Genomic DNA, 24,493 nt, shown 5'->3' on the forward strand with positions numbered 1-24,493 from the left:
TCACTGGGTCGCGCCCAGCAGCAACTCGGGCACGCCCTTGCGCGCCAGCACGGTTTCACCGGCAACGCAGCGTTGGCCCGCAAGCACCTGTGAAGTATAGCCTTCGGGCAGATAGACATCGACACGGCTGCCGAACCGGATCAAGCCGACGCGCTCGCCAACAGCCACCTGATCGCCTTCGGCAACGAAGCGCATAATGCGCCGCGCCACCAGGCCGGCAATCTGGCAGAAGCCCACCGCAGTGCCATCGGCGCCCTCGACGATGAAATATTGACGTTCGTTGTCCTCGCTTGCCTTATCGAGGTCGGCGTTGACGAACTTGCCCGGCACATAGGTAATGCGGCGGATATGGCCGGCAATCGGTGCCCGGTTGATGTGGACGTCAAAGACATTCATGAACACCGAAACGCGCGTTACGGTACCCGTAGCGGCATCGCTTTCGAGCCCGCCATCGCCGGTCAACTGGCGCGGCAGCGGGACCTGTGCGATCGAACAGACCATGCCGTCCGCGGGTGAAATGATCAGGCCCTCGCCGTGCGGAGTCGTTCGTTCCGGATCACGGAAGAACGCCGCGACCCAGACTGAAATACCCGCCATCAGCCAGCCCGCAACTTCCCATTTGAGTCCGAATCCGAGAAGAATGGTGATGCCGACCGCGATGGCGACGAACTTGCGGCCTTCGGGATGGATGGTTGGCACGCGATATTTGGCGCTTGTCGGCACCGGCAATGCCGGCGGTGGCGGCGTGGTCGTGTTGCTAAGGTCATTCATGCGCGCCACAGTAGGGCTATTCTATCCGGCTGACAATTCCAGCCGCAGCCCCGGAGCCTGTGATGTTGCGCCAGTCCGTCAACGCCCTATGCCTGTTCTGCGGTTCGCGGAGCGGCAATGATCCGGCTCAAAGCGCACTCGCCGAGGATTTTGGCCGCTTTTGCGCCGCGAACAAGCTCGCGCTGGTCTATGGCGGCGGCGGCATCGGGCTTATGGGACTGGCAGCACGCGCCGCCATCACCCAAGGAGGCAGAACGGTGGGCGTCATTCCACGCGCCTTGATGCACGCCGAAATCGCGCAGGACGGTCTCGACGAGTTGCTGGTGGTCGAGACATTGCACGAACGCAAGGCGCTGATGCATGCACGTGCCGATGCGATCGTCGCGCTCCCCGGCGGCATCGGCACGCTCGACGAGCTATTCGAAGTGATGACGTGGCGCGAGCTAGGCATCCACGACAAGCCGATTTTCTTGCTCGGTGGCAGCTATTGGGCGCCATTCTTGGCGCTGCTCGATCACCTGACGGCAAGCGGCATGGCGCCCGCCAATCTGCACCGGCTCGTCGAGCCCCTCGATGGGCTCGACAGCCTGGCGCAGCGGCTGGGGCTGTAGATCGGCCGGCTCAGGTGGCCTGCATCGACAACCATTCGGCGATCAGGGCCGGCTTTTCCTCGCCTTCGATTTCAACAGTCGTTTCATTGCGAAGTAGGTAGCGGCCGCCGCCCTTGTCCTCGATACCGAGCAGTTTGCCGCGCACGCGCACGCGCTTGCCGACGCGCACCGGCTGCAGGAAGCGCAGTTTGTCGCAGCCGTAGTTGATGCCCATCTTAATGCCCTGAAGCACGATGGCGTTCGACGGCTGCAGCGCGGCAGTCAACGACAGCGTAAGAAAACCGTGCGCGATCGGTCCACCAAACGGCGTCTTGGCGGCGGCTTCGGGATCGACGTGGATGAACTGGTGGTCACCGGTCACATCGGCGAAGGCGTTGACTTTCGCCTGATCAATCAGCACCCAGTCGGATGTTCCGAGATCGGTGCCGATCAGCGCGCGTGCGCCTTCGGGTGTTACCATTTGCGCCATCAATCATCTCCCAAGTCGTGTTGTTGCGTCGGGCATAGTGGCGCGCGATTGGTAGCGCTGCAAGCCCATGGTTGGCCGACCGCGCACTCCACTGTTGATTGACCCGCACTTGCCCCCTACAGCATCTCAGCATCAAATCAGGCCGCGCCGAATGAGGATCCGATGAGCAAAATCAAGGTAGCAAAACCCGTCGTCGAACTTGATGGCGACGAGATGACCCGGATCATCTGGCAGTGGATTCGCGAACAACTTATCCTGCCCTACCTCGATATCGACCTGCACTATTACGATCTGTCGATCGAACATCGCGATGAGACCGACGACAAGGTCACCGTGCAGGCCGCGAACGCCATCAAGGAAGTCGGCGTCGGCGTGAAGTGCGCGACGATCACCCCTGACGAAGAGCGCGTCAAGGAATTCGGCCTCAAGCGCATGTGGAAGTCGCCGAACGGCACGATCCGCAACATCCTCGGCGGCGTGGTATTCCGCGAACCCATCGTCATCCAGTCGGTGCCGCGGCTCGTGCCGGGCTGGACCGATCCGATTGTCGTCGGTCGTCACGCATTCGGTGACCAGTATCGCGCCACCGACTTCCTGGTCCCCGGCCCCGGCCGTTTGACGATGCGTTGGGAGAGCGAGAACGGCAAGGACGTCATCGAGCACGAGGTCTTCGACTATCCGTCGAGCGGCGTCGCGATGGGCATGTACAACCTCGACGATTCGATCCGCGATTTCGCCCGCGCCTGCCTCAACTATGGCATCAGCCGCGAATGGCCGGTCTATCTGTCGACCAAGAATACCATCCTCAAAGCCTATGACGGGCGTTTCAAGGACATCTTTGCCGAAGTTTACGACGCCGAGTTCAAGGCGCGCTACAAGAAGCTCGGCATCGTCTATGAACACCGCCTGATCGACGATCTCGTCGCCTCGGCGCTGAAGTGGTCGGGTAAGTTCATCTGGGCTTGCAAGAACTACGACGGCGACGTCCAGTCGGACATGGTCGCGCAGGGCTTCGGTTCGCTCGGCCTGATGACCTCGGTGCTGCTGACGCCCGATGGCAAGACCGTCGAGGCCGAAGCCGCGCATGGCACCGTCACGCGCCACTACCGCATGCACCAGCAGGGCAAGAGCACCTCGACCAACCCGATCGCGTCAATCTTCGCCTGGACCGGCGGCCTGAAGCATCGCGGCAAGCTCGATGACACGCCGAAGGTTACCGCATTCGCCGAAACGCTCGAGCGCGTCTGCGTCGAGACCGTCGAGGAAGGCAAGATGACCAAGGATCTCGCGATCCTCATCGGCCCCGACCAGCCGTGGATGACGACCGAGCAGTTCTTCGAAGCCGTCCGTGCCAACCTCGACAAGGCGATGGGCGCCTGACCGGCGCTGGCCAATCTGGTCAGTCTTTACGGGTGTAGAGCCAAAAACACGAATGCCGTCCTGCAGGTGCTACCTGCAGGACGGCATTTTTTTGGGCGTCGTTCAAACCCCGCTAGGCCGGATCAACGCAGGCGTTGAGTCGCGGCGAGTGCCTTTTCCGCGAGCCCCTTGGTGCGGTATTTCATGTCATCGAGCGTCGCATCATCGAGCTTTTCGCCCATCGCGCCGCCGAGATAGCGGGCATAGACACCGGCGTTGATGACGGCGAGCCGCCAGCAACCGAACGCGACATAGAAGTCAACCTGGCTGACGTCGCGGCCGGTTCGCCGCGCGTAACGGTCAACAACTTCGGCGTAGGTCAGGAAGCCCCCGGCCTGCGTCACGTCGGTGCTGGTGTTGGCCGAACCGGGACCATCCGACCACCAGACGCCCAGATAGCCGACGTCGGCGAGCGGGTCGCCGAGCGTGCACAATTCCCAGTCGAGCACCGCAGCAATCGCGCCGGTCGACGTGTTGGTCAGGCAATTGCCGAGCCGGTAGTCGCCATGAGCAATCGACACGCCCTGCTGGACGGGCACATGCGACTGCATATAGGCCGCGACCTCGTCGACCGCAGAAATTTCGAAGGTCTTCGATGCCGCCCATTGCGCCGACCAGCGCTTAACCTGGCGTTCGATATAACCCTCGCGCTTAGCGAGATTGCCGAGGCCGACGGCATCGACATCGACGGCGTGGAGGTCGGCAAGCACATCGACCAGGTTCTCGCTGATCTGCCGGCGTAGCGGCATCGCAATTGCCGCCGCGCGGTCGGGCGTGTCGAGCACGACGCCGTCGACATAGGCCATGATATAGAAATCAGCGCCATTGACCGCTGGGTCGGTGCACAGGCCAAGACACGCCGGCACGGGTACGTTGGTCTGGCCCATCGCGCTGATCAGCCGGTGTTCGCGTGCCATGTCATGCGCGGTCGCCAGCACCAGTCCGACCGGCGGGCGGCGCAGCACATAGCGCGTGCCATCGGCACCGGTGACCCGGAATGTCAGGTTCGAGCGGCCACCGGCAATCAGGTCGAAGCTGAACGGTGCGACCGCGCCCGCGACATTCATCGCAAGCCAGGCGCTGACATTGGCGGCATCGATGCCCTGCAGGGCTGCGGCGTCACCCACGAGCGACATTCACGACCTGCGGCACCATATATTCGAGCATGCCCTCCATGCCATTTTCGACACCGAAGCCGCTCTGCTTGTGGCCGGCGAACGGCGTATCGGGCCGCAGGTCGAGGTTGTGGTTGATCCACACCGTGCCGGTTTCCATGCGACGCGCAATGTCGATGGCGGCGTCGACGTCCTTCGACCAGACGGCGCCGGCCAGCCCATAGTCGCTGGCATTGGCGCGATCGATGACGTCGTTGATGTCCTCGAACTTGAGCATCGGCAAGATCGGGCCGAAGGCTTCCTCCTGCACCACGCGCGACGATTCGGGCGGGTTATCGACAATCGTCACCGGCACGAAATAGCCGCCGCCGTCGGGTATGTCGGCACCGTGGATCAACGTCAGATTGTTGGCGCGCGCGTCGTTGAGTAGATCCATTACGCGGTCATACTGGCGCTTGTTCTGGATGGGGCCGAGCACCGTGCCCTGTTCGGCGCCGTCGCCGACCTTGACCGCCTTGGCAATCGCCGCGAGTCGGTCGCGCAGACCGTCATAGACATCGGCATGAACGTACAACCGCTTAGTCGCGACACAGATCTGCGCGCTGTTGAAAAACGCACCGAAGAAAATTTTCTGTGCAACCTCGTCGAGATCGACATCGGGCAGCACGATCGCCGCATCATTGCCACCGAGTTCAAGCGTCACGCGCTTCAGATCTTTCGCGGCGCTTTCCATGACGCGCTTGCCGGTTGCGGTCGAGCCGGTGAAGCTGACCTTGTCGAACCCTGGATGGCTGGTCATCCATGGGCCGAGATCGTCGCCGCCGGTTATGACGTTGAAGACGCCGGGCGGGAAGATGCCGCTGAACAGTTCGCCGATCTTGAGCGTGCACAGCGGCGTGAACGGCGACGGCTTCAATACCATCGTGTTGCCCGCGACGAGTGCCGGCGCGACCTTCCACATCGACAGTGTGACCGGGAAGTTCCACGGGGCGATGGCGCAGATGACGCCGAGCGGGACGTAGCGCGTTTCGATGAACTTCGTCGGCGAATCCTCAATGACATGCACCGGCGGCGTCATGGCCGACACCGCGTGTAGCCACATTGCGGCGCCTTGAATTTCTTGCTTTGCAGCTTCGACCGGACGCCCCTGCTCGTGCGTGAACAGCCGCGCCAGATCGTCGGCGTTCGCCATCAGCACGTCCCCCGCCGCGCGCATCATCGCCTGGCGCTCGGCTATCGGGCGGGCACGCCACGGCTTGAAAGCCGCACGCGCAGCGGCAACCGCCGCATCGAGCTGTTCGCGCGATGCGTCGGGTGCCTGCGCAAACGCCTCGCCGGTTGCGGGATTGAACACGTCGATGGTCTTGGCTGATCCGACAGACTTGCCGTCGATGGTCATGCGATAGTCGGTGTCGAAATTCATGGTGACTCTCCCCAGAGCGATTCGTGATTCGTTGCTGCCTCTATTGGCGAAGCTTTTGTCAGGCGTCCATGAGCAGAACGACCTTGATGCAATCGCCGTGATGCTGCGCTGCAATGGCCTCGTTGATCTGCGAAAACGGAAAGGTCGTGATCATCCGATCGAACGGCAATTTACCCTTTCGGTGCAGTTCGATCAGTTCGGGCAAGAAAGTCTCCGGATCGCTGTCGCCCTCGATGATGCCCTTGAGTGTAAAGCCGAACGTCATCATCGTGTTGACCTCGCCCGGCATCGCAACTCCCGGCGCGGTAACGCCGACCATGCCAAGCACGCCCTTGGGCGCCAGCGACCCGAGGATGCCGGTGTAGACTGCGGGCAGCCCGGTCGTGTCGAAGGCATAGCCGACGCCGTCGGGCACGATGGCGCGTACCGCAGCCGCCAGATCATCGGTCGCGGTGGGATCGATGACATGCGTTGCGCCGAACTCCAGCGCCAGCGCACGGCGTGCGGCAACGGGTTCCACTAGAATGATTGTCGAACAGCCGGCGATCTTGCCGCCCATCACTGCGCTCAGCCCGACCGGGCCGCCACCGGTGATGAGCAAGGTCGATCCCGGCTCGCATTTGAGCGAGCGCGTGATGCCGCCGACGCCAGTCTGGATGCCGCAGCCAAGCGGGCCCATCAGCTCGAGCGGCAGGCCTTCGGGTACCTTCACCAGATTGCGCGCATAGGTCAGCGCATAGGTGGCGAAGGACGACTGGCCGAAGAAGTTGCTGCCGACATCGATGGTGTTGTCGTGCAGCGCCTTGCTGCCATCGGGGCGCATCCCGGCATAGTTGAGTAGCGGCATCGTCGCGCAATAGGCGGCGTCGCCCTTGGCGCAATTGCTGCACGTGCCGCAAGACCGGAAGCTGATGGCGACACGGTCACCGGCGGCGAATTTGGTGATGCTGCTGCCGACCTTTTCGACAACGCCCGAGCCTTCGTGGCCGAGCACGGCGGGCGCCGCGATCATCCCGGCTTCCTTGAACACCAGGTCGGTATGGCAGACGCCGACGCCGACAATGCGCACCAGCACTTCGTCGGGGCGCGGTTCGTCGAGCTCGAGCGTGCGGGTTTCGAATGGCAGGCCGGGGCCAACGGCGACAGCGGCTTGGACTGTGGTCACGCGTGAGTTTCCTTTTGTTAGACCTTGGTAGAAGCGGCGAGCGTCCGCGAAATCGTCGCCAGCGCGGCGGCACGCACGCGGGGAATATCGAGTGCCGGGTCAAGCAGGCACTCGATACCGATGCCAAGCAAAGTGCTGCCGATTGAAAGCGCCGCGGCATCAGGGTCGACTGAGCTGTCGATTTCACCGCGGTCCTGGCCTTGCGTGATCAGCCCTGACAGCCGCGCCTTGACTTTTTCATGCTCTGCCAGGAATTGCGTCTGGTTCGGCAGACGATTGGCAATCGCCGACGCCATCATCACCCAGTAGGCGCGGATGAACGGATCGCGTTCGATCTGCAGCAGGATGACATCGGCATAGGCGATGATCGAGTCGAGCGGCGACGCAGAGTCGGAATCACGCGCCACGAGCAACTCGGCACTCCGCGCAATGACCGCAGCGATGACCGCAGTGACCAGGCCATCCTTCGATCCGAATTTCTGGCTGGCAAGGCCGCGACTGTAGCCCGCAGTAGCGCCAACGCGCTCCAGGCTGGCCGCGGCAAAGCCTTCGGTGGCAATCAATTCTGCGGCCGCCGTCAACAGGCGCTGTTCGGATTCAGCGCGGCGTTCGACCTGCGTCTGTCGCCTGATTTTGAGAAGTTCGGACACGCTGGTGACCTAACATATTTGTTGACTGTATAGCAAATTGGCTTCACGTTCGGGGTAACTAGAATGCGGGAGGTCGCCAAATGTCAATTCCAACAGAAATCGCCAACACTGTCGTTGATCCGAAGGCCTATTCAGAAGGCGTCAAGCTCGACGCGGCCTTCTCGATGCTCCGCCGCGACATGCCGTTCGCGCGCGCGGAGCCCGATGACGTCAACCCGTTCTGGCTGGTGACCAAGCACGCCGATATCATGTCAATCGAGTCGCAGCCGGCGATCTTTCACAACGGCGACCGCCCTACCGTGATGTCGAACAAGGAAGGCGAGCAGTTCGTCCGTGCCGTCACCGGCGGCGAAGCCAATCTGATCCGTTCGCTAGTGTCGGTCGATGGAGACGAGCACAAGGCCTTGCGCGGCGTCGGCTTCCCGGCGTTCACGCCCAAGAAGGTCGGCGCATTGGAAGCGGACATCCGCGCCATTGCGCGCGAGTTTGTCGATCGGATGCTGGCCATGGGTCCCGAATGCGACTTCGCCAAGGACGTTGCCTTCCTGTATCCGCTGCGCGTCATCATGACGGTGCTCGGTGTGCCGCGCGAGGATGAACCCTTCATGCTCAAGCTGACGCAGGAGCTGTTCAACAGCAACGATCCCGATCTCAACCGCGACGGTCAGGTCGGCACGCCGACCGAAATCGCATTGAGCCTGCAACAGACGATGATCGATCTCGAAAACTATTTCGAGAACGTCACCACCGAGTTCCGCGCGCGGCCGCGCGACGTGGTCAACAGCGTCATCGCCAATGCGATGATCAACGGCGAATACATGAACCGCCGACAACTGATGGGCTATTACATCATTGCAGCAACCGCGGGCCACGACACCACGTCGAATACCATTGCTGCCGGTTTCTGGGCACTTGCCGAACGTCCCAACGTGTTCCGCCAGCTCAAGGCGGATCCGAGTCTGGTCAACGGGTTCATCGAAGAATCGATCCGCTGGGCAACGCCGGTCAAGCATTTCATGCGCAGCGCCACCGCGGACATCGAAGTCGCCGGCCAGAAGATTGCCAAGGACGACTGGCTGATGCTGTCGTACCACAGTGCCAACCGCGACGAGGACGTCTTCGACAGGCCGTTCGAGTTCGACATCACGCGCAAGTTCAAGCAGCAGTTGGCGTTCGGTTACGGCCCGCACGTCTGCCTCGGCCAGCACCTCGCGCGACTTGAGATGCGCATCATTGCCGAGGAGATCCTGTCGCGCATCAGCTCGTTCGAACTCGCGGGCGTGCCACAGCGGACCATTTCCAACTTCGTCTGCGGCCCCAAGTCGGTGCCGGTCCGCTTCACCGTCAACTGAGTGCAGGACGATGGCTGAACCGTTCAAGACCTGGCGCTGTGCGTCGTGCGGCTTCATCTATGACGAGGCCGCAGGCGATCCCGAAGAAGGGCTTGCCCCCGGCACGCGCTGGGCCGATGTACCGGACGATTGGTGCTGCCCGCAATGCGGCACCGAAAAGCAGGATTTCGAGATGGTCGAAGCCTGAACAGCTGTCACGCCAAACGACGGAGTGAGTGATGCTCAACAAGCTCGACGACTACCCGATTCACCAGACGCCCGAGCCCATCGCCGTGCTCGCGACCAGCGACCGCAACGCCTATGACCGGACGTGGTTCAACGGCTATGCGGCCGACGGTTCCTATTATTTCGGGATCGGCATGGCGGTGTATCCGCATCGCGGCATCATCGATTGCGCATTCAGCACCGTCCGTCCGGGCGAACGCCAGCATTGCTTCTACGGCTCGCGTCGCGCGCCCGACGAACGCACCGATACCAGCGTCGGCCCGTTCCGGCTCGAAGTCGTCGAGCCGATGCGCCGCACGCGCGTCATCCTCGACGACAATGCCAGCGGACTGTCGTGCGACCTGACATTCTCGACACGCACCGCGGCAATTCAGGAAGCACGCCAGACGCTTTGGTCGGGCACGCGCCGCATCATGGACGCAACGCGGTTCGATCAGTTCGGCCGGTGGAGCGGCACCATCCACACCCCAGATGGTGACATCAAGGTCGATGAAGACGTGTGCCGCGGCACTAAGGACCGGTCATGGGGCGTGCGCCGCATGGGCGAACCCGAAACCGGTGGCGCGCCCAATGCACCCGGCGCATTCTTCTTCCTGTGGGCGCCGATTCATTGGGACGACCATATCACGCACGCGATCTTCTTCGACGGCACGCGTGGCGAAGCGCTCGTGCGTGAAGGCTTTATCGCGCCGATGTATGCAAGCGAGGCCGCAGTGCCGGGCGTGCTCGACGGCCGCGAACACCGTATGGCCACCGCGCGCCACCGTGTCGTCTATGTGCCCGGCACACGGCTTGCGGCATCGGCCGAGATCGACCTTGTCGACCTTGACGAAAAGGTCCGGACAATTTCGCTCGACCCGATCCTGAAGTTCCAGATGAAGGGGCTCGGCTATGGCCACCCGGTCTGGGGCCAAGGCATGTGGAAGGGCGAGCTCGAAATCGGTGGTGAATCGTTCGATCCGCTGCAGCTCGATGCGCTGGCGCCGGAGAATCTGCATGTTCAGCAAATTGTGCGCGCCAGCGACGGCAGCCGTACCGGCATCGGTGTCCTTGAGCAGGTCGTTATCGGTCCCTACGCGCCGGCGGGATTCACGCAGTTCCTCGACGGCGCCAAGTGACGATGGCGTCGCGAATATAGTTCAGCGGCCCAATTTCGGATCAGGTTCCTCTTATTCAGCGATCTAGTCTGTCGCCGCGTTGAACGGTTCGCCGCGCGCTACGGCATTTCCTGCGAAAGATGCGGAAGCGCACCTGCACATATACTGCGGCCAGCGCCCGAGCGACATCGCGACCTCGAGCAAAAACAATGACTCGAATCGAGCGCAACGAGTATTACCAAACCACGCGTAGATCTTTTGCGGGTAACACTGTAGCCAGACGCCAGCGTCCGCTCGGCACCCCCTAACTCTCAGCACTGGCTATCACGCCACCAGTTCATTCGGTGTCGCTCATCCGACGTTTGTGCGCAAGAAATGCTCTTGATGGTACAGCACTCGGCAGCGCACACAACATCGGGCATTCTAACTACATTTACGCCAAAAAATTGGCGCGGGCTTCAGGGCGCGGTTGCGGCGGCAACGGTCGTGGCAATCCAGCCGCCGCCAAGCACGCGACTGCCATCATATACAACCGCAGCCTGCCCAGGCGCGACTCCAAATTCGGGCGTGGCAAAGTCGATGCGAAAGGTGCCGGCGACATCGCGCGTTACGCGTGCGAGGGCTGCAGCGGCCATCGATCGAACCTTGACCATGACATCGCGCCCCGCGCCCAAATCCGGGCCGATCCAGTTGGGTTCATCGAGCGTCAGCGCCGCGACCGCCAGTGCAGCGCGCGGGCCAACGACGACGCGCCGAGTTTCGGGTTCGATGCGCACGACATAGACGGGGGAAGCAAGCCCACCGAGTTCAAGGCCGCGGCGCTGGCCGACTGTGAAGTTGATCAACCCGGCGTGGCGGCCGAGCACATTGCCCGACAGGTCTACGATATCGCCCGGGGCGTCAGCTTCGGGACGCAGCTTGCGTACCACGGCCGCGTAGTCGCCGTTCGGCACGAAGCAGATGTCCTGGCTATCCGGCTTGGCGGCGACGCCGAGGCCGAGCCGCGTCGCATGTTCACGCACCGCGCGCTTGTCGATACCGCCGAGCGGGAAGCGCAGATAATCGAGCTGCGTCTGCGTCGTCGCGTACAGGAAATAACTCTGATCCTTGCCCGGATCGATACCGCGATGCAGCTCGGCACCCACGTGGCCCATCGCCCGGCGGACATAATGGCCGGTCGCCAGGCAATCGGCACCGAGGTCGCGGGCCACGCCAAGCAGGTCGCGGAACTTGACGGTCTGGTTGCAGCGCACGCACGGCACTGGTGTGCGGCCGGAAAGGTAGCTGTCGGCAAAGTCTTCGATGACGCTGTCGGCAAAGGCGCTTTCGTAATCGAGCACATAGTGCGCAATGCCGAGCCGGTCGGCGACGCGCCGCGCGTCATGGATATCCGACCCGGCGCAGCACGCGCCCTTGCGCGCTAGTGCGGCACCATGGTCGTAAAGCTGCAACGTCACGCCGATGGTTTCGCAGCCCGCTTCAGCACAAAGTGCCGCAACCACCGAGGAATCGACCCCGCCCGACATCGCCACGACGACGCGGCTGCCGCGCGGTGGCAGTTCGGGAAGCGCATTAGGGGTGTCGAGCAGCATCATGTGCCCGACTTAGGCGCACCGACCGCGAGGTCAACCCCGCACGACGCCGCAAGCAGCACGCAGCAGAGCGGCGCTTAACCACGAACTTGCCTTAGGTTGCCGGTGCCCGCGCCGTTTTTCGAGGCAGTGTTAGTTGCGTAAAGGCTTCACCGATGGCGACACTTGCGTCGAAACCCCTCCATGACGGCTTCCCTGATTCCGTAATCGGCCCGCTCGGCACGCCGCTGACGCTGGCCCAGCTGCCGCCGCCCGATACGCGGCGCTGGGTCGTTCGCCGCAAGGCCGAGGTTCTGGCCGGCATACGTGGCGGGCTGCTGACACGTTCCGAGGCGTGCAGCCGCTACCGGATCAGCGAGGAAGAACTGCAGCTTTGGGAGCGTGCGCACGACTGCGCGGGGGTGCCAAGCTTGCGCGTCACGCGCGTGCAAGTCTATCGACCGGTGTTCGAACGCAAATGAGCTGCGCTCATGCGTGCTCAATATGGCATCAATGATAGATTATCGTTCTTAACTTATCTTAAATTTTGCGTTATTAAGAAAGGAGTCGGAAACAATGCCGCCTCCGCACGCACGGAGCGCGCCCAAAACAGGGAATGATCTGTGAGAATATTGCTCGTAGAAGATGACAAGCTGATGGCGCGGACGCTGGCGTTGATGCTGACCCAGGCTGGCTTTGAGCATGAATCGGTCGAAAGCGGCGAAGAAGCCATCGAGATGGCGCGGCTTTATGATTACGACGCCATTCTGCTCGACCTCAATCTTCCCGATCTCCACGGCTATGAAGTCTTGCGGTTGCTGCGCCTGTCGCGGATCATGACGCCGGTACTTATCCTATCGGGTGACACCGAAACGGCTGCAAAGGTTTCTGGATTCAGTTTCGGCGCCGATGATTATGTAACGAAGCCCTTCCACCGCGACGAGATTCTGGCACGCATCCATGCGTTGATTCGTCGTGCCAATGGCCACAGCAACTCGGTTGTCCGCACCGGTCCGATTTCGCTCGACCTCGCCGCACGCACCGTTGAAGTCAGCGGCAACCGCGTCCATCTGACAGGCAAGGAGTTTGCCATTCTTGAAATGCTGTGCCTGCGCAAGGGCATGACGCTGACCAAGGAAATGTTCCTCAACCACCTTTATGGCGGCCGTGACGAGCCCGAACTCAAGATCATCGACGTGTTCATTTGCAAGCTGCGTAAGAAGCTGCATCTTGCCGGTGCGTCGGCCAATGGCTGCATCGAAACCGTCTGGGGCCGTGGCTATGCGTTACGCGATCCCGAAGAAGAAGGCGTCGCGCGCGTCGCCTGAGGCTTAGCGCGACAGCGGCACACGTGGCCACGGTGGCAGCACCACCGGCGCCGGCCCCATCTCGAGGCGTTCGAACGCCAGCACCAGCGTTTCGCTGACGATGGCGGGCCGGTTCGCGTCGAGCGCGCCATAGTCGAGGCTCACCGGTCGCGTCTTGATGAAGCGCCAGCGCAGAACGCTGGTGCGCAAATCGCGCGACAGCAAATCAATGGTCACGTTGCGCAAACCGCCTTTGGGATCGCGGCGAGCATTGTCCCACCAGCCATAGAGGTCGAGCGCACCCGTCACGGCACGGCGCAAGCGCAGCAACGGCGGCACTAGCGTATCGGGGTTGACCGCAAACGGCGGGAACACAACTTCGGCAAAGCCGGTATTGCTGCCATCGCCCAGATCGACGGTGAAGTTGCTGCCGCTCGGGAGCTGCTCCTTAACTGGCACCTCAATCGATCTCGATGCGTTCGCAAGTGAGCGTCAGCGATTCGATGGCGACTTCATTGCCCGTCGCCTTGAACGCTGCCGCTTCCCATTTCGACGGCCAGGCGCGCAGCAGCAGCCAGCGCAGCACCGGCGCATGGGTTTCATCGAGCAGCACGATAGCGACGTTGCGAACATCGGCGCTACCCTGCGTGACCGCACGCAACCACGCGAACAGCGCGGTGTCGCCGATGATGCCGCGCTTCAATGTCACATCACCAACCTTGTGCAGCCCGGGGATCTTGCGGACGCTATTGGTTTTGTCGTTGCCGTTGCGATACTCGATGACGCCGACTTCGACCGACAGCCCCGACACCTCGCTGAATCCGGCGCTGGTCACGCCGTCGACTTCTACCAGGAAGTTATACGCCCCATAGGGATTGTCGCGCACCGTCGCCATGCCCTGCCCTTTCGATTACGGCGTTAGTCTATCACCAACTCTGGCCGCCACCAATCGGCAGACTCAGTCGTTCGGCACTATCTTGGGGCGGCGCTTGCCCGCCAGCGCATGGACGATGCCGCGCCATGTCCGCACCTCGTCATCGGTATATTGCGGCCGCGTCAGCAGATTGCGGACATTGCGCTTGGACTGCGCAACCCGGTCGGCAACATTGTAGTAATCCGCCGCCTCGAGCACTTCATCGACTGCGGCAATCAGCCCTTCGAGTTCGCCATGCGCCGCCGGACCAGCATGGTGCGCGAGCAATTGCGCCGGAGTTTCGTCACCTGCCTTGAACCACTCATAGGCCGCGAGCAAAACCGCTTGCGCCAAGTTGAGCGAGCCAAAATCAGGGTTGACCGGCACCGTCAGAATGGCATGGGCGACCGCCAGATCATCGGTTTCGAGGCCGGCGCGTTCGGGGCCGAACATCAGCCCTGATTGCGCGGTCTGCGCGCGCATTTCGGTCGCCGCGCCCGACGGCGTGAACACCGGCTTCGTCAGCCGGCGCGGGCGCACGGTCGTGGCATAGACGGTGTGCAGGTCGGCGATGGCTTCGGCCAGTGTCGGAAATACGCGCGCATCATCGAGGACACGGTCGGCGCCGCTGGCGCGCGGCCAGGCTTCGGGATTGGGCCAGCCGTCGCGCGGCGCCACCAGCCGCATATCGGTCAGCCCGAAGTTGAGCATCGCACGCGCGCAGGCGCCGATGTTCTCGCCGAGTTGCGGTCGCACCAGAATGACCGCCGGTGCGGGCGTGGAAGCACTCATTCCTGGTCGTCGTCGTCCAGCCGGCTGCGACCGGTGGCGCGCAACGGCATCAGCCCGCCGACGAACGTCTCGAAATCGCGCGCCTCGCGGAAGTCGCGGTAGACACTGGCGAAGCGGATATAGGCGACCGGGTCGAGCGCCTGCAGCCCCTCCATCACCATCTCGCCGATGATGGCGCCGTCAATTTCGCTGTCGCCGAGCGACTCGAGCCGCCGCACCACGCCATTGACGAGACGTTCGATACGTTCGGGCTCGATCGGGCGTTTGCGGCAGGCGATTTCGATCGACCGCGCCAGCTTGTCGCGCTCGAACACCTCGCGCTTGCCCGACTTTTTGAGCACCACCAGCTCGCGCAACTGGATCCGCTCGAACGTCGTGAAGCGTGCGCCGCACGCCGGGCACTGCCGCCGCCGTCGAATGGCGCCGCCGTCCTCGGTAGGACGGCTGTCCTTCACCTGGCTGTCTTCATTGGCGCAGAAGGGACAGCGCATTTCAGGGCCTCCGGCGGGCAGGCCTGAGGCCTGCACCCAATAGTTTGGCGCTCTTCAATCGGGTGCAGGGGTTACCCATGCCCGCCGGAGGCCCTTTCACTTAGAACCCGTTTGCATAGATGGGAAAGCGCGCGCACAGCGCCCGCACCCGGCCGTTGACCTCGGCTTCCACCGCCGCATTGCCGGCTTCGCCGTTCTTGGCGAGACCATCGAGCACGTCGGCGACCATTTCGCCGATGGCAGCGAACTCGGCGAGGCCGAAACCGCGCGTCGTGCCAGCGGGCGAACCGACGCGGATGCCGCTGGTCTTGGTCGGCGGCAACGGATCGAACGGCACACCGTTCTTGTTGCAGGTGATACCGGCACGTTCGAGCGCTTCGTCGGCGTCCTTGCCGGTGATCCCCTTCGGGCTCAGGTCGATCAGCGCCAGGTGCGTATCGGTGCCACCGGCGACGACTTCGCAGCCGCGGGCCTTGAGCGTGGCGGCGAGGATCTGCGCATTGGCGATGACGGCGCGGCTATAGTCCTTGAAATCAGGGCGCAGCGCTTCGCCGAAGGCGACGGCCTTGGCGGCGATGACGTGCATCAGCGGGCCGCCCTGCAGCCCGGGGAACACCGCCGAGTTGAACTTCTTGCCGAGTGCTTCGTCGTTCGACAGGATCATGCCGCCACGCGGGCCACGCAGCGTCTTGTGCGTCGTGGTGGTGCAGACATGCGCGTGTGGCAGCGGGCTCGGATGGATACCGGCGGCGACCAAGCCGGCGAAGTGCGCCATGTCGACCATCAGATAGGCCCCTACGCTATCGGCGATGGCGCGGAAGCGCGCGAAATCGATGATGCGCGGATAGGCCGAGCCGCCGGCGATGATCAGGCGCGGCTTGTGCTCGGTCGCTAGGCGCTGGACTTCGTCATAGTCAATCAGATGATCGTCGCGGCGCACGCCGTATTGCACTGCGTTGAACCATTTACCCGACATGCTTGGCGCAGCGCCGTGCGTCAGATGGCCACCGGCGTCGAGGCTCATGCCGAGGATGGTTTCACCGGGCTTGACCAGCGCCAGCATCACCGCGCCGTTGGCCTGCGCGCCCGAGTGTGGCTGGACGTTGGCATAGGCGCAATCGAACAATTGCTTGGCGCGATCTATGGCGAGTTGCTCGACGGCGTCCGACGGTGCGCAGCCCTGATAATAGCGCTTGCCGGGATAGCCTTCGGCGTATTTGTTGGTGAACACCGAGCCCTGGGCTTCGAGCACCGCGCGGCTAACGATGTTCTCGCTGGCGATGAGCTCGATCTGCTCCTGCTCGCGCTTGAGCTCGCTGCTAATGGCGGCAGCGACAGCCGGGTCGACAGTGGCGACGCTCGCGGTGAAGCGGTCATCATTGGGGGTATAGCTCTGGGGGGAACTGCTCATCGGGGGACCTCGCTCAGCTTGGTGACGCGCGCGGCGTGACGGCCGCCGGCAAATGGGGTGGACAGGAATTGGGCGACACAGTCGCGCGCGACCTCGACGCCGATGATGCGACTGCCGAGTGCGAGGCAATTGGCGTCATTATGTTCGCGCGCCAGCTTTGCCATCAAACCGCTAGTGCACAGCGCGGCGCGCACGGCGGGGTTGCGGTTTGCGGCAATCGAAATGCCGATGCCCGAGCCGCAGACGATGATGCCGAATTGCGCGCGGCCACCGGCAATAGCGGTCGCCACGGCTGCGCCGAAATCGGGGTAATCCACCGAGTCGATATTGTTCGCTGTCCCGCAATCAATGACGTCGTGCCCGGCCGCGCGCAGTTCATCGGCAAGTAGCGCCTTGAGCGCATAGCCGGCATGGTCGGAGCCGATGGCGATACTGTGGTTCACGCAAGACCTCGTCGACGTGCGGCGGGATGTGCACACCCTGTAGTAGCAGAGCCGCCCGCGGGCAATCGCCTGTTTGGTCGCAGCGTGCGGAAATCTACCCCGCTGCCGGATCGAAATACGGCCGATCGCCGGCGATGGTGACCCGCTCCATCACCCGCCGCGCCGGGAAATAGTCCGATGCGGCAAGGTGCTGCGAGGCGCGATTGTCCCAGAATGCCAGCGACCCTACTTCCCAACGGAAACGGCATTGGATTTCGGGGTTGGCGGCCTGCGCGTAAAGGTGGTCGAGCAGCCAGCTGCTTTCTTTGTCGCTCAGGCCCTTGATGTGGGTGGTGAAGCCGGTGTTGACATAGAGCGCACGCTGGCCGGTTTCGGGGTGGGTGCGGACCACCGGATGCTCCATCGGCGGATAGAGTTGGTGCAGTTCTTCGACCGACTTGCCGAGCCGCTTGGCAAAGACGCGGGCGATGTCATGAACTGCCGTCAGTCCGCAGACAAAGCGCTGCATTTCGGGACTGAGCAAATCATAGGCCGCCGCCATATCGGCAAACAGCGTATCGCCGCCAACATCGGGCACCTCGATGGCGCGCAGGATTGAACCGAGCGACGGCTTCTCGCGCCAGGTGACGTCGGAATGCCAGTTGTTCTCGCGGCCACGGCTGTTCGGGCCATGTTCTATACGCAGCACTTCGGGCACCGCCTGGTCCTTGGGCGTCGCGGGATGGATTTCGAGTTCGCCGAAGGCGCGCGCGAAGGCGATATGCTGCGCGGTGGTCAGCGTCTGGTTGCGAAAGAACACGACCTTGTGGCGCAACAACGCGGCGCGGATGCCGGCGATCATCGCGTCGTCGAAGTGTGCCAGATCGACACCGTGGATTTCGGCACCGATGCGCGGTGTAAGCGGCCGGATATCCAGCCGATCCGCCACCGGCACTGCCGCAGTGCGTTGTAAAAGTTGTGGCATGTGCGTCCCCTTCCCCAAGGTCGAGCCATCGAGCGACGTTGCGCCCAAGCGCGGAGTGTCCCACGCAGCAAGGGTGCATGCAAGTGCCGACAGTTGGAAGGTCATAGCCGGCGACGACTGGGCTCAGGAGCCGTCGCCGGCTGCGCAGCCATGGAAGATACCATGGCCGGAAAGGCTGTCGCCCATGCGGCGCAGGACAACAGAAGCAGGTTGTCCCACCTGCAGTTTATGCTGTCGACATGCGCGCGACCCGCTTCGGGCCGCCGCGCCGGGGCTTAGGCCGCGAGGCGCAGTTCCATGCGGTCCCAGATTTCGACCAGCGCCTTGGTCAGCGCTTCCATCATGCCCTGGTCATGGAACGGGCCGGGCGTGAAGCGCAGGCGTTCGGTGCCGCGCGGGACGGTCGGGTAATTGATCGGTTGGACGTAGATGCCGTACTCGATCAACAGGATGTCGCTGATGCGCTTGGCCTTGACGGGGTCGCCGACCATCAGCGGCACGATGTGCGTGGTCGAGGCCATGACCGGCAAGCCGGCGTCGCTGAACATCGCTTTTAGCGCGGCAGCGTTGGTTTGCTGTGCCTCGCGCGGGGCGTTGTTGTCCTTGAGGTGGCGGACGCTCGCCAGCGCGCCGGCGACGAGCACCGGCGACAGGCTGGTGGTGAAGATGAACCCCGGCGCATAGCTGCGGATGACATCGACGATGGTCTGCGAGGCGCTGATATAGCCGCCCATCACGCCGAACGCCTTGCCGAGTGTGCCTTCGATGATCGTCACACGGTCGGCGACGCCGTCGCGTTCGGAAATGCCGCCGCCGCGCTTGCCGTACATGCCGACGGCATGGACTTCGTCGAGATAGGTCAGCGCACCGTATTTGTCGGCCAGGTCGCAGAACGCCGCTATCGGCGCGACATCGCCGTCCATCGAATAGACGCTTTCGAACGCGATGAGCTTGGGCACATCGGCAGGTTCGGCGGCGAGCAGTTCTTCGAGGTGGGCGACGTCATTATGGCGGAAGATGCGCTTGGGCGCGCCCGAGTTCTGGATGCCGGCGATCATCGAGGCATGGTTGAGCTCGTCCGAAAAGATCACGCAGCCCGGCAGGATCTTCGCCAGAGTCGCCAGGCTCGCCTCATTCGAGATATAGCCGCTGGTGAACAGCAGCGCGGCTTCCTTGCCGTGCAGTTCGGCAAGCTCGGCCTCGAGATCGAGATGATAATGCGTGTTGCCGCCGATGTTGCGAGTGCCGCCCGAGCCGGCGCCGACGTCATGCAGCGCGGCTTCCATCGCCGAAATGACGGTCTCGTGCTGGCCCATGCCGAGATAGTCGTTCGAGCACCAGACAGTGATCGGCCGGGCGCCGTTGTGGCCGGCAAAGCAGCGCGCGTTGGGATAGCTGCCCTTGTTGCGCAGGATGTCGACGAACACCCGGTAACGACCTTCGGCATGCAGCCGCTCGATCGCACCTTCGAAAATCGCGTTATAGTCCACGCCGCATCCACTTCGGAAACTTGACAGCCTTGTCCGTGCCATAGCGCAGCCGCACGCTTAGTGCCAGTGTTGCGTCATGGCCTGCATTACCTTGCCTTTCAGGGCCTACTGCGGTCGATACGCAATATCCCCTATGCGGCGTTTTGAGGCGCGCCAGATCAAGTCCGGCCCGTCACCCAAAGTTCGTCGAAACCGTTAAACGATGGCGCCGCCTTGCGCGTCCGCGGGCGATTGTCGAGCTCGAGCACTTTGAAGCGGGCGAGCAGCGTGACCAGCGCGACTTGCGCCTCGACCTTCGCCAGCGGCGCACCAAGGCAGAAATGCGCGCCGCCACCGAAGGCATGATGCGTATGATGGGGCCGGTCGATGTGGAACGCGTGCGGGTCAGCATGACATGCCGGGTCGCGGCCGGCTGCGAGCAGCGACGGCATGATTGACGCCCCTGCCCCGACCGTTGTGCCGCCCACCGAAACCGGTGCCAGCGCAATCCGCACGGTCTGCGTCACTGGCGGGTCGTAGCGCAGGACTTCCTCGACCGCGTCGCCGATGCGGTCAGGATGCGTGCGCAACCATGCCAGCTCGCGGGGATTTTCGAGCAGCGCGAGCACCGCATTGCCGATGAGATCGGTCGTCGTGACATTGCCGGCGATCAGCAGCAGCTTGCACATGGTGACGATCTCGGCCGTCGTCATTCGGTCGCCGTCTTCTTCTGCAGTGACCATGGCGCTGATCAGATCGTCGCGGCGGTCGGCGCGGCGCGCCTCGACAGCGCGACGCAGGTACGCCGACAGCGCGGCATCATTGGCGCGCAACTTCGCGTCCTGTTCGGGTGTCTTGGCCGGGTTGAACCCTTGTTCAGCCCCATGCGACCAGCGATAGAAGTCGGCGCTGTCGGCGGGGTCGACCCCCAGCATTTCGGCAATCATAACCAGCGGCAGTTGCGCTGCCAGACCGCCAATGATGTCGAACGGCTTGCCCTCAGGCAGCGCCGCGACCAGCCGCTCGGCAACAGCGGCAATACGCGGCCGCAATGCCTCGATACTGCGCAGGTTGAACGCCTTGCTGACCAGACCGCGCAGCCGCTTATGATCGGGATCATCGAGCACCAGCATCGATTTGTCGCCACCCGTAGAGCCGAGCACCAGCGCGCCGAAACTGCCGGGCGGTGCATTTGCGGGATCGAGCGACAGGCTGCGGTCGCGCATCAGTGCCGCAACATCGGCCTCGCGGGTCAGCACATATCGGTCGAGCACATCATCGCGGTGGACAGGATCGCGGTCGCGCAAGGCATCAAGATAGATATGCGGGCGCTCGCGATAGATTTCGTCAAGCGCGGTCAGCTGCATGCCGGTCGGCAGGTCCGACACGGTATCGGGCGAAGTCATCGGCAGGTCTCCCCAAAGGCCTGCGGCGACGTTATCCGCCAGTTGGAGCCCGTGCAACCGGGCCACACGTAATGCACCTCGGCGCTATTTGAGCCGGTCAGTGACGCTGTCGCGCAGTTCGGCGGGGACTTCAGCTTCGGGAACGGTGATGACCTCGACACCGTTTACCGTGGTGCGGCTGATCTTGTAGCTGAAGCCGTCGGCGCCCTTGGCGGGTGCGGCCTTGCCCTTGCCATAGGTCGCGAAGAGCAGATCGACGCGCGCCCGCACCGCCGGACTGAGCGATGTCGAGGCAACCTCGCCCTTGCTTTCGAGGTGCGAGCCCGGGAGGCCGAAGCCCCCCAGGCCGCCGATGCGTTCGATGACGATATCTACCAAACGCTGCACTCCATTGCAGGTCGCGACACTATCATAGCCCGACCAGCTTCCAGCCCTTGTCGATCGCTTGCGCCAGTGCAGTATCGCCGGGGAACATTGTCCCCGCAAGCTTGCGCGTGCGCGCCGCGAACGTCTTCATCTTCATGTTCGGGCTAGGGCGGAACCCGGTCAGCGCGCGGTACCAGACCTGCCCGACCTTGTCCCAGCTTTTGCCGCCGGCGGCCTTGGCCGCCGTGCAGAACGCCAGATTGGGCGGGCCGCTGGTATAGTGCGGGTCCATGCCCGGCGTCAGCTGCGAGTATTTCGTCGGCTGAGGTGCGAGGCAATGCGTAGCAGCAGGGTTCGCCATGTCGCGCAGGCAGGTCAGCCCGCGGGCCAAGGCCGCCGGCCCCATGATGTCCTTGCCGATCAACCAGTCGGCCTGTGCCGAGGTCTGCCCGGCACGCCACTGGCGGAACATGCTGCCGAACACATCGGACATGCTTTCGTTGAGGCCGCCCGCCTCGTTCGAGTAGGCGAACTGCGAACTGTGCTGCGTGACGCCGTGCGTTAGTTCATGGCCAATGACGTCGGTCGATTTGGTGAAGTCGACAAAGATTTGCCCGTCGCCGTCGCCATAGACCATCTGTCCACCAGTCCAGAAGGCGTTGTTGTATTTGACGCCGTAGTGGATCGACGACTGCATCGTCATGCCCTGGTTGTCGATCGAATTGCGACCGAACACCGCCTTGTAGAATTTGGCGACCTCGGTGGTTTCAACGAAGGCCCGCTTGGCGGTGGCATCGGCTGCCGAGCCCGGATTGGGTACCGGCGTGCCGGGCAGCGAAGTCGTTGTGCTGCAATTGAACACGGTGACGGCAGGCGCCAACGCGAGCGCAGCGCCGCTGGCGAGCAGGCCCTGCGCCGACGCGGTCGTCTTGGTGCGCAGCGCGCGCACCTTGCGCCAAGTGGCATCGAACTCGGCGGTGTTGGCGAAATTCTTGCGTTCCTCGGTCGACAGCTTCTTGTCTTTCGACAGTCGTTCGAGAACGTCGGCGGGAATGATGGTGCAACCGCATTGCATGGTCAGGTCTCCCTCTTGTTGGCGCGACGCAGCGACGGCCGCTGGCCGGCAGGTACAGTTGACGCAACATCAGGACGGTAAGTGGTGGACATAGGTCGAGCACGGGGCGCTTCGGGCCGAAACAAAAGCCATTGCGGCTGTCGGCGTCCAGAACGGCATCATAACATGTTTTGACCGGCAAAACAGCTACTTCAGTGGCGTCCGAAGCGTCCCATAATAGTGACGAAGAATGCCGTCGACCAGCCGATCAGCAACAAGCCGTTGATGCCCTCAATCGCCGCGATGAGCTTCCAGTCGTGCGCGATGGCTTCGTCGCTGTAGCCGATCGCAGCATAGGTTTGCGTCGAGAAATAGACCGCATGGCGCAGGCCTTCGACCGCACCAAGTTCAAGATAGAGCGTCGCATAGAGCCAGATTTCGAGACCGTGGACAACGAACAGCCCGAGCACCAGCGCCATGATCATCGCGACGCCGCGAACCGATAGCGGATGGATTCCCTCACGGTGTTCTTCTCGGGTCACCGCGTAGCTGAATTCGTTGAGCACCAGCAATCCGACGGCGTGCACCATCACGGTCGCCATCACCATGGCGGTGGCGATCGCCAGTTCGGTCAGCACGAACCGGCGCCGGGTTCAAAGATTGGCGAGATCACTTGCTCCAGTCGTTGCGCTTGCCGCGTGTCGCGAACAGCAGCGCGGCGACGAGTGCCGCCGACCCGACACCGACGGCGAGCCAGCCGCCACCGATCCGGCGCTGTGCTGTGGCATCAGTCGCAGGCGCCGGCGCGGCTGCGGCAGGCTTGGGGGTCGGCTTGGGCTTTGCCGACTTGGTGGCCGCGGGCTTTGCTGCGGGCTTCGTGGTCGCCTTCGCTTTGGATGCCGGGGCTGCGGCCTTGCGCGTCCGCTTGGGGGCTACAGCGCTAACGCCGTCTGCGGGGGCTTTGGGGGGCATGTCCGACTCCGTGCAATCTGGAGTGGCCATCAAACCGCAAACAGCCGGCAGCGCCAAGTCCTGATTACGTATGCCGTAATAGCACGGTGCAAGCGCGTCGCGCTTTACGCGTTTCCACCCAGGCAGTAATGGGGGGCAAGGCTCGGACTTGCTCTGGCTTGACGTGAAGGATGTGTAGCCAATGTTTAACTGTTTTGCCCGCAGCTTGATCGCCACTGGCGCTCTGGCACTTTCGATCATTGCCACGCCGGCACTGGCACAGTCTGTCGCCGGGGAGGAGCTCAGCGAAGACGCCAAGCTCGCTGCGCAGTTGTCGAACCCCGTCGCCGCGCTGATCAGCGTGCCGTTCCAGGGCAACTGGGACTCGGGTGGCGGCCCCAACGGCGATGGCAGCAAGTACACGCTCAACATCCAGCCGGTCGTTCCGATCAGCATCGGCGCAGACTGGAACATCATCTCGCGCACCATCTTGCCGTTCATCACCCAGTCGCACATCACGCCCGGCCCGGCCACCGGCCAGACGGGCTTCGGCGACACGACGCAGAGCTTCTTCTTCTCGCCCAAGAAGCCCGCCGGCGGCTGGCTGATCTGGGGCGCCGGACCGGTGTTCCTTATCCCCACCGGCACCAGCAAACCGCTAACCACCGACCAATGGTCGGCTGGCCCGACGGCGGTGTTCCTGACGCAGAAGGATGGCTGGACGGTCGGCATTCTCGCCAACCAGCTCTGGTCGTTTGCCGGCGACAGCAGCAACGGCAAGGTCAACTCGATGTTCCTGCAGCCGTTCCTGAGCTACACGACCAAGAAGTTCACCACCTACAGCATCAACACCGAAACCACCTGCAACTGGGAGCTGGTCGGTAACCAGTGCGCCGTGCCGATCAACGTCACCGTTGGCCAGCTGATGAAGCTCGGCAGCCAGCGTGTGTCGTTCACCGCGGGCGGGCGCTATTATGTCTCGCGCCCCGTCGGCACCGCCGAATGGGGCCTGCGCTTCGTCGCCACCTTGCTGTTCCCGACCGGCGAAAAGTAACCAT

At 63.1% G+C, this 24,493-nt stretch carries 28 protein-coding genes; 8 read left to right on the forward strand and 20 right to left on the reverse strand.

Annotated elements, in window-relative coordinates; genetic code table 11:
- The gene (locus EUV02_RS05255) at positions 1 to 771 is read right to left on the reverse strand and encodes a phosphatidylserine decarboxylase (protein ID WP_135245121.1); all 771 of its coding nucleotides are present in this window, start codon (positions 769 to 771) and stop codon (positions 1 to 3) included.
- A 62-nt stretch (positions 772 to 833) separates the two neighbouring features.
- Here EUV02_RS05255 and EUV02_RS05260 point away from each other — a divergent pair, with 62 nt between their 5' ends.
- Entirely contained in the window at positions 834 to 1,382 is a 549-nt protein-coding gene (locus EUV02_RS05260) for an LOG family protein (protein WP_135245122.1), read from the forward strand.
- Positions 1,383 to 1,392: 10 nt separating this feature from the next.
- Here EUV02_RS05260 and EUV02_RS05265 read toward each other — a convergent pair whose 3' ends face one another.
- On the reverse strand, positions 1,393 to 1,851 hold the full coding sequence (locus EUV02_RS05265) for a MaoC family dehydratase (RefSeq protein ID WP_135245123.1): 459 nt from the start codon (positions 1,849 to 1,851) through the stop codon (positions 1,393 to 1,395).
- Between the two features lie 162 nt (positions 1,852 to 2,013).
- Here EUV02_RS05265 and EUV02_RS05270 point away from each other — a divergent pair, with 162 nt between their 5' ends.
- Positions 2,014 to 3,231, forward strand: coding sequence for an NADP-dependent isocitrate dehydrogenase (locus EUV02_RS05270; protein WP_135245124.1), 1,218 nt, complete (start codon positions 2,014 to 2,016; stop codon positions 3,229 to 3,231).
- Between the two features lie 122 nt (positions 3,232 to 3,353).
- On the opposite strand, the gene EUV02_RS05275 is transcribed toward EUV02_RS05270, so the two are convergent.
- From EUV02_RS05275 to EUV02_RS05290, 4 genes are read right to left on the reverse strand one after another with little or no spacing between them, the layout of a single operon-like run.
- On the reverse strand, positions 3,354 to 4,406 hold the full coding sequence (locus tag EUV02_RS05275; protein WP_135245125.1) for a phosphotransferase family protein: 1,053 nt from the start codon (positions 4,404 to 4,406) through the stop codon (positions 3,354 to 3,356).
- Positions 4,390 to 5,808: an aldehyde dehydrogenase family protein gene (locus EUV02_RS05280; protein WP_135245126.1), complete on the reverse strand. Its 1,419-nt coding sequence runs from the start codon at positions 5,806 to 5,808 to the stop codon at positions 4,390 to 4,392. Before EUV02_RS05280 ends, EUV02_RS05275 begins: the two co-directional genes overlap by 17 nt.
- A gap of 58 nt (positions 5,809 to 5,866) precedes the next feature.
- Positions 5,867 to 6,973 (reverse strand): NAD(P)-dependent alcohol dehydrogenase, encoded by a 1,107-nt coding sequence (locus EUV02_RS05285; RefSeq protein WP_135245127.1) that lies wholly within the window; start codon positions 6,971 to 6,973, stop codon positions 5,867 to 5,869.
- Between the two features lie 17 nt (positions 6,974 to 6,990).
- Complete coding sequence (locus EUV02_RS05290; RefSeq protein ID WP_135245128.1) at positions 6,991 to 7,623, reverse strand: TetR/AcrR family transcriptional regulator; 633 nt, start codon at positions 7,621 to 7,623, stop codon at positions 6,991 to 6,993.
- A gap of 80 nt (positions 7,624 to 7,703) precedes the next feature.
- On the opposite strand from EUV02_RS05290, the gene EUV02_RS05295 reads away from it, so the two are divergent.
- The 3 genes from EUV02_RS05295 to EUV02_RS05305 are packed head-to-tail and all read left to right on the forward strand — an operon-like array spanning position 7,704 to position 10,318.
- On the forward strand, positions 7,704 to 8,975 hold the full coding sequence (locus EUV02_RS05295) for a cytochrome P450 (protein ID WP_135245129.1): 1,272 nt from the start codon (positions 7,704 to 7,706) through the stop codon (positions 8,973 to 8,975).
- A 10-nt stretch (positions 8,976 to 8,985) separates the two neighbouring features.
- Positions 8,986 to 9,162: a rubredoxin gene (locus tag EUV02_RS05300; RefSeq protein WP_135245130.1), complete on the forward strand. Its 177-nt coding sequence runs from the start codon at positions 8,986 to 8,988 to the stop codon at positions 9,160 to 9,162.
- 31 nt (positions 9,163 to 9,193) lie between these two features.
- Complete coding sequence (locus EUV02_RS05305; protein WP_135245131.1) at positions 9,194 to 10,318, forward strand: Rv3169 family protein; 1,125 nt, start codon at positions 9,194 to 9,196, stop codon at positions 10,316 to 10,318.
- A 437-nt stretch (positions 10,319 to 10,755) separates the two neighbouring features.
- On the opposite strand, the gene mnmA is transcribed toward EUV02_RS05305, so the two are convergent.
- Positions 10,756 to 11,892, reverse strand: a complete 1,137-nt coding sequence (gene mnmA, locus EUV02_RS05310; protein ID WP_207790113.1) for a tRNA 2-thiouridine(34) synthase MnmA — start codon at positions 11,890 to 11,892, stop codon at positions 10,756 to 10,758.
- A 152-nt stretch (positions 11,893 to 12,044) separates the two neighbouring features.
- On the opposite strand from mnmA, the gene sciP reads away from it, so the two are divergent.
- A complete protein-coding gene (sciP, locus tag EUV02_RS05315; protein WP_135245132.1) occupies positions 12,045 to 12,350 on the forward strand; it encodes a CtrA inhibitor SciP in 306 nt (101 codons plus the stop codon).
- A gap of 141 nt (positions 12,351 to 12,491) precedes the next feature.
- Positions 12,492 to 13,196 (forward strand): response regulator transcription factor CtrA, encoded by a 705-nt coding sequence (gene ctrA / locus EUV02_RS05320; RefSeq protein WP_135245133.1) that lies wholly within the window; start codon positions 12,492 to 12,494, stop codon positions 13,194 to 13,196.
- A gap of 3 nt (positions 13,197 to 13,199) precedes the next feature.
- On the opposite strand, the gene EUV02_RS05325 is transcribed toward ctrA, so the two are convergent.
- The 13 genes from EUV02_RS05325 to EUV02_RS15765 form a co-directional block, all read right to left on the reverse strand.
- Positions 13,200 to 13,634: a phage tail protein gene (locus EUV02_RS05325; protein WP_166430516.1), complete on the reverse strand. Its 435-nt coding sequence runs from the start codon at positions 13,632 to 13,634 to the stop codon at positions 13,200 to 13,202.
- Between the two features lies 1 nt (position 13,635).
- Positions 13,636 to 14,070 carry a phage tail protein gene (locus EUV02_RS05330; protein ID WP_135245135.1) on the reverse strand — a complete coding sequence of 145 codons (435 nt, stop codon included), beginning with the start codon at positions 14,068 to 14,070 and terminating at the stop codon, positions 13,636 to 13,638.
- A 63-nt stretch (positions 14,071 to 14,133) separates the two neighbouring features.
- Positions 14,134 to 14,880 (reverse strand): RNA methyltransferase, encoded by a 747-nt coding sequence (locus EUV02_RS05335; protein WP_135245136.1) that lies wholly within the window; start codon positions 14,878 to 14,880, stop codon positions 14,134 to 14,136.
- Positions 14,877 to 15,371: a transcriptional regulator NrdR gene (gene nrdR / locus EUV02_RS05340; protein WP_135245137.1), complete on the reverse strand. Its 495-nt coding sequence runs from the start codon at positions 15,369 to 15,371 to the stop codon at positions 14,877 to 14,879. The genes EUV02_RS05335 and nrdR overlap by 4 nt, the downstream gene beginning before the upstream one ends.
- A 100-nt stretch (positions 15,372 to 15,471) precedes the next feature.
- Positions 15,472 to 16,782: a serine hydroxymethyltransferase gene (gene glyA, locus EUV02_RS05345; protein WP_135245138.1), complete on the reverse strand. Its 1,311-nt coding sequence runs from the start codon at positions 16,780 to 16,782 to the stop codon at positions 15,472 to 15,474.
- A complete protein-coding gene (gene rpiB, locus EUV02_RS05350; RefSeq protein WP_135245139.1) occupies positions 16,779 to 17,225 on the reverse strand; it encodes a ribose 5-phosphate isomerase B in 447 nt (148 codons plus the stop codon). Before rpiB ends, glyA begins: the two co-directional genes overlap by 4 nt.
- 94 nt (positions 17,226 to 17,319) lie before the next feature.
- Complete coding sequence (locus EUV02_RS05355) at positions 17,320 to 18,189, reverse strand: TauD/TfdA dioxygenase family protein (RefSeq protein ID WP_135245140.1); 870 nt, start codon at positions 18,187 to 18,189, stop codon at positions 17,320 to 17,322.
- 275 nt (positions 18,190 to 18,464) lie between these two features.
- Entirely contained in the window at positions 18,465 to 19,721 is a 1,257-nt protein-coding gene (hemA, locus tag EUV02_RS05360) for a 5-aminolevulinate synthase (RefSeq protein ID WP_135245141.1), read from the reverse strand.
- A 116-nt stretch (positions 19,722 to 19,837) separates the two neighbouring features.
- Positions 19,838 to 21,064 carry a cytochrome P450 gene (locus tag EUV02_RS05365; RefSeq protein WP_135245142.1) on the reverse strand — a complete coding sequence of 409 codons (1,227 nt, stop codon included), beginning with the start codon at positions 21,062 to 21,064 and terminating at the stop codon, positions 19,838 to 19,840.
- Between the two features lie 84 nt (positions 21,065 to 21,148).
- A complete protein-coding gene (locus EUV02_RS05370; protein WP_135245143.1) occupies positions 21,149 to 21,451 on the reverse strand; it encodes a protealysin inhibitor emfourin in 303 nt (100 codons plus the stop codon).
- 22 nt (positions 21,452 to 21,473) lie between these two features.
- Positions 21,474 to 22,505 carry a M4 family metallopeptidase gene (locus EUV02_RS05375; RefSeq protein ID WP_135245144.1) on the reverse strand — a complete coding sequence of 344 codons (1,032 nt, stop codon included), beginning with the start codon at positions 22,503 to 22,505 and terminating at the stop codon, positions 21,474 to 21,476.
- Between the two features lie 191 nt (positions 22,506 to 22,696).
- Positions 22,697 to 23,122, reverse strand: a complete 426-nt coding sequence (locus EUV02_RS05380; RefSeq protein ID WP_135245145.1) for an ion channel — start codon at positions 23,120 to 23,122, stop codon at positions 22,697 to 22,699.
- A 31-nt stretch (positions 23,123 to 23,153) separates the two neighbouring features.
- The gene (locus EUV02_RS15765; protein ID WP_135245146.1) at positions 23,154 to 23,456 is read right to left on the reverse strand and encodes a hypothetical protein; all 303 of its coding nucleotides are present in this window, start codon (positions 23,454 to 23,456) and stop codon (positions 23,154 to 23,156) included.
- A gap of 181 nt (positions 23,457 to 23,637) precedes the next feature.
- Here EUV02_RS15765 and EUV02_RS05390 point away from each other — a divergent pair, with 181 nt between their 5' ends.
- Complete coding sequence (locus EUV02_RS05390; protein ID WP_135245147.1) at positions 23,638 to 24,489, forward strand: transporter; 852 nt, start codon at positions 23,638 to 23,640, stop codon at positions 24,487 to 24,489.
- Positions 24,490 to 24,493 lie beyond the last annotated feature (4 nt).

Source organism: Glacieibacterium arshaanense, from assembly GCF_004681125.1.
In the GTDB taxonomy this organism is placed as follows: domain Bacteria; phylum Pseudomonadota; class Alphaproteobacteria; order Sphingomonadales; family Sphingomonadaceae; genus Polymorphobacter_A; species Polymorphobacter_A arshaanense.

What these genes read in the sequence shown, in the direction of transcription:
- EUV02_RS05375 (WP_135245144.1), bottom strand. Translation starts at nt 22,505, where the DNA reads ATGCAATGCGGTTGCACCATCATTCCCGCCGACGTTCTCGAACGACTG.
- EUV02_RS05295 (WP_135245129.1), top strand. Translation starts at nt 7,704, where the DNA reads ATGTCAATTCCAACAGAAATCGCCAACACTGTCGTTGATCCGAAGGCC.
- EUV02_RS05305 (WP_135245131.1), top strand. Translation starts at nt 9,194, where the DNA reads ATGCTCAACAAGCTCGACGACTACCCGATTCACCAGACGCCCGAGCCC.
- EUV02_RS05390 (WP_135245147.1), top strand. Translation starts at nt 23,638, where the DNA reads ATGTTTAACTGTTTTGCCCGCAGCTTGATCGCCACTGGCGCTCTGGCA.
- EUV02_RS05365 (WP_135245142.1), bottom strand. Translation starts at nt 21,064, where the DNA reads ATGACTTCGCCCGATACCGTGTCGGACCTGCCGACCGGCATGCAGCTG.
- EUV02_RS05300 (WP_135245130.1), top strand. Translation starts at nt 8,986, where the DNA reads ATGGCTGAACCGTTCAAGACCTGGCGCTGTGCGTCGTGCGGCTTCATC.
- glyA (WP_135245138.1), bottom strand. Translation starts at nt 16,782, where the DNA reads ATGAGCAGTTCCCCCCAGAGCTATACCCCCAATGATGACCGCTTCACC.
- EUV02_RS05335 (WP_135245136.1), bottom strand. Translation starts at nt 14,880, where the DNA reads ATGAGTGCTTCCACGCCCGCACCGGCGGTCATTCTGGTGCGACCGCAA.
- EUV02_RS15765 (WP_135245146.1), bottom strand. Translation starts at nt 23,456, where the DNA reads ATGCCCCCCAAAGCCCCCGCAGACGGCGTTAGCGCTGTAGCCCCCAAG.
- EUV02_RS05265 (WP_135245123.1), bottom strand. Translation starts at nt 1,851, where the DNA reads ATGGCGCAAATGGTAACACCCGAAGGCGCACGCGCGCTGATCGGCACC.
- sciP (WP_135245132.1), top strand. Translation starts at nt 12,045, where the DNA reads ATGGCGACACTTGCGTCGAAACCCCTCCATGACGGCTTCCCTGATTCC.
- EUV02_RS05355 (WP_135245140.1), bottom strand. Translation starts at nt 18,189, where the DNA reads ATGCCACAACTTTTACAACGCACTGCGGCAGTGCCGGTGGCGGATCGG.
- EUV02_RS05260 (WP_135245122.1), top strand. Translation starts at nt 834, where the DNA reads ATGTTGCGCCAGTCCGTCAACGCCCTATGCCTGTTCTGCGGTTCGCGG.
- EUV02_RS05330 (WP_135245135.1), bottom strand. Translation starts at nt 14,070, where the DNA reads ATGGCGACGGTGCGCGACAATCCCTATGGGGCGTATAACTTCCTGGTA.
- EUV02_RS05270 (WP_135245124.1), top strand. Translation starts at nt 2,014, where the DNA reads ATGAGCAAAATCAAGGTAGCAAAACCCGTCGTCGAACTTGATGGCGAC.
- hemA (WP_135245141.1), bottom strand. Translation starts at nt 19,721, where the DNA reads ATGGCACGGACAAGGCTGTCAAGTTTCCGAAGTGGATGCGGCGTGGAC.
- EUV02_RS05255 (WP_135245121.1), bottom strand. Translation starts at nt 771, where the DNA reads ATGAATGACCTTAGCAACACGACCACGCCGCCACCGCCGGCATTGCCG.
- EUV02_RS05280 (WP_135245126.1), bottom strand. Translation starts at nt 5,808, where the DNA reads ATGAATTTCGACACCGACTATCGCATGACCATCGACGGCAAGTCTGTC.
- mnmA (WP_207790113.1), bottom strand. Translation starts at nt 11,892, where the DNA reads ATGATGCTGCTCGACACCCCTAATGCGCTTCCCGAACTGCCACCGCGC.
- EUV02_RS05275 (WP_135245125.1), bottom strand. Translation starts at nt 4,406, where the DNA reads ATGTCGCTCGTGGGTGACGCCGCAGCCCTGCAGGGCATCGATGCCGCC.
- nrdR (WP_135245137.1), bottom strand. Translation starts at nt 15,371, where the DNA reads ATGCGCTGTCCCTTCTGCGCCAATGAAGACAGCCAGGTGAAGGACAGC.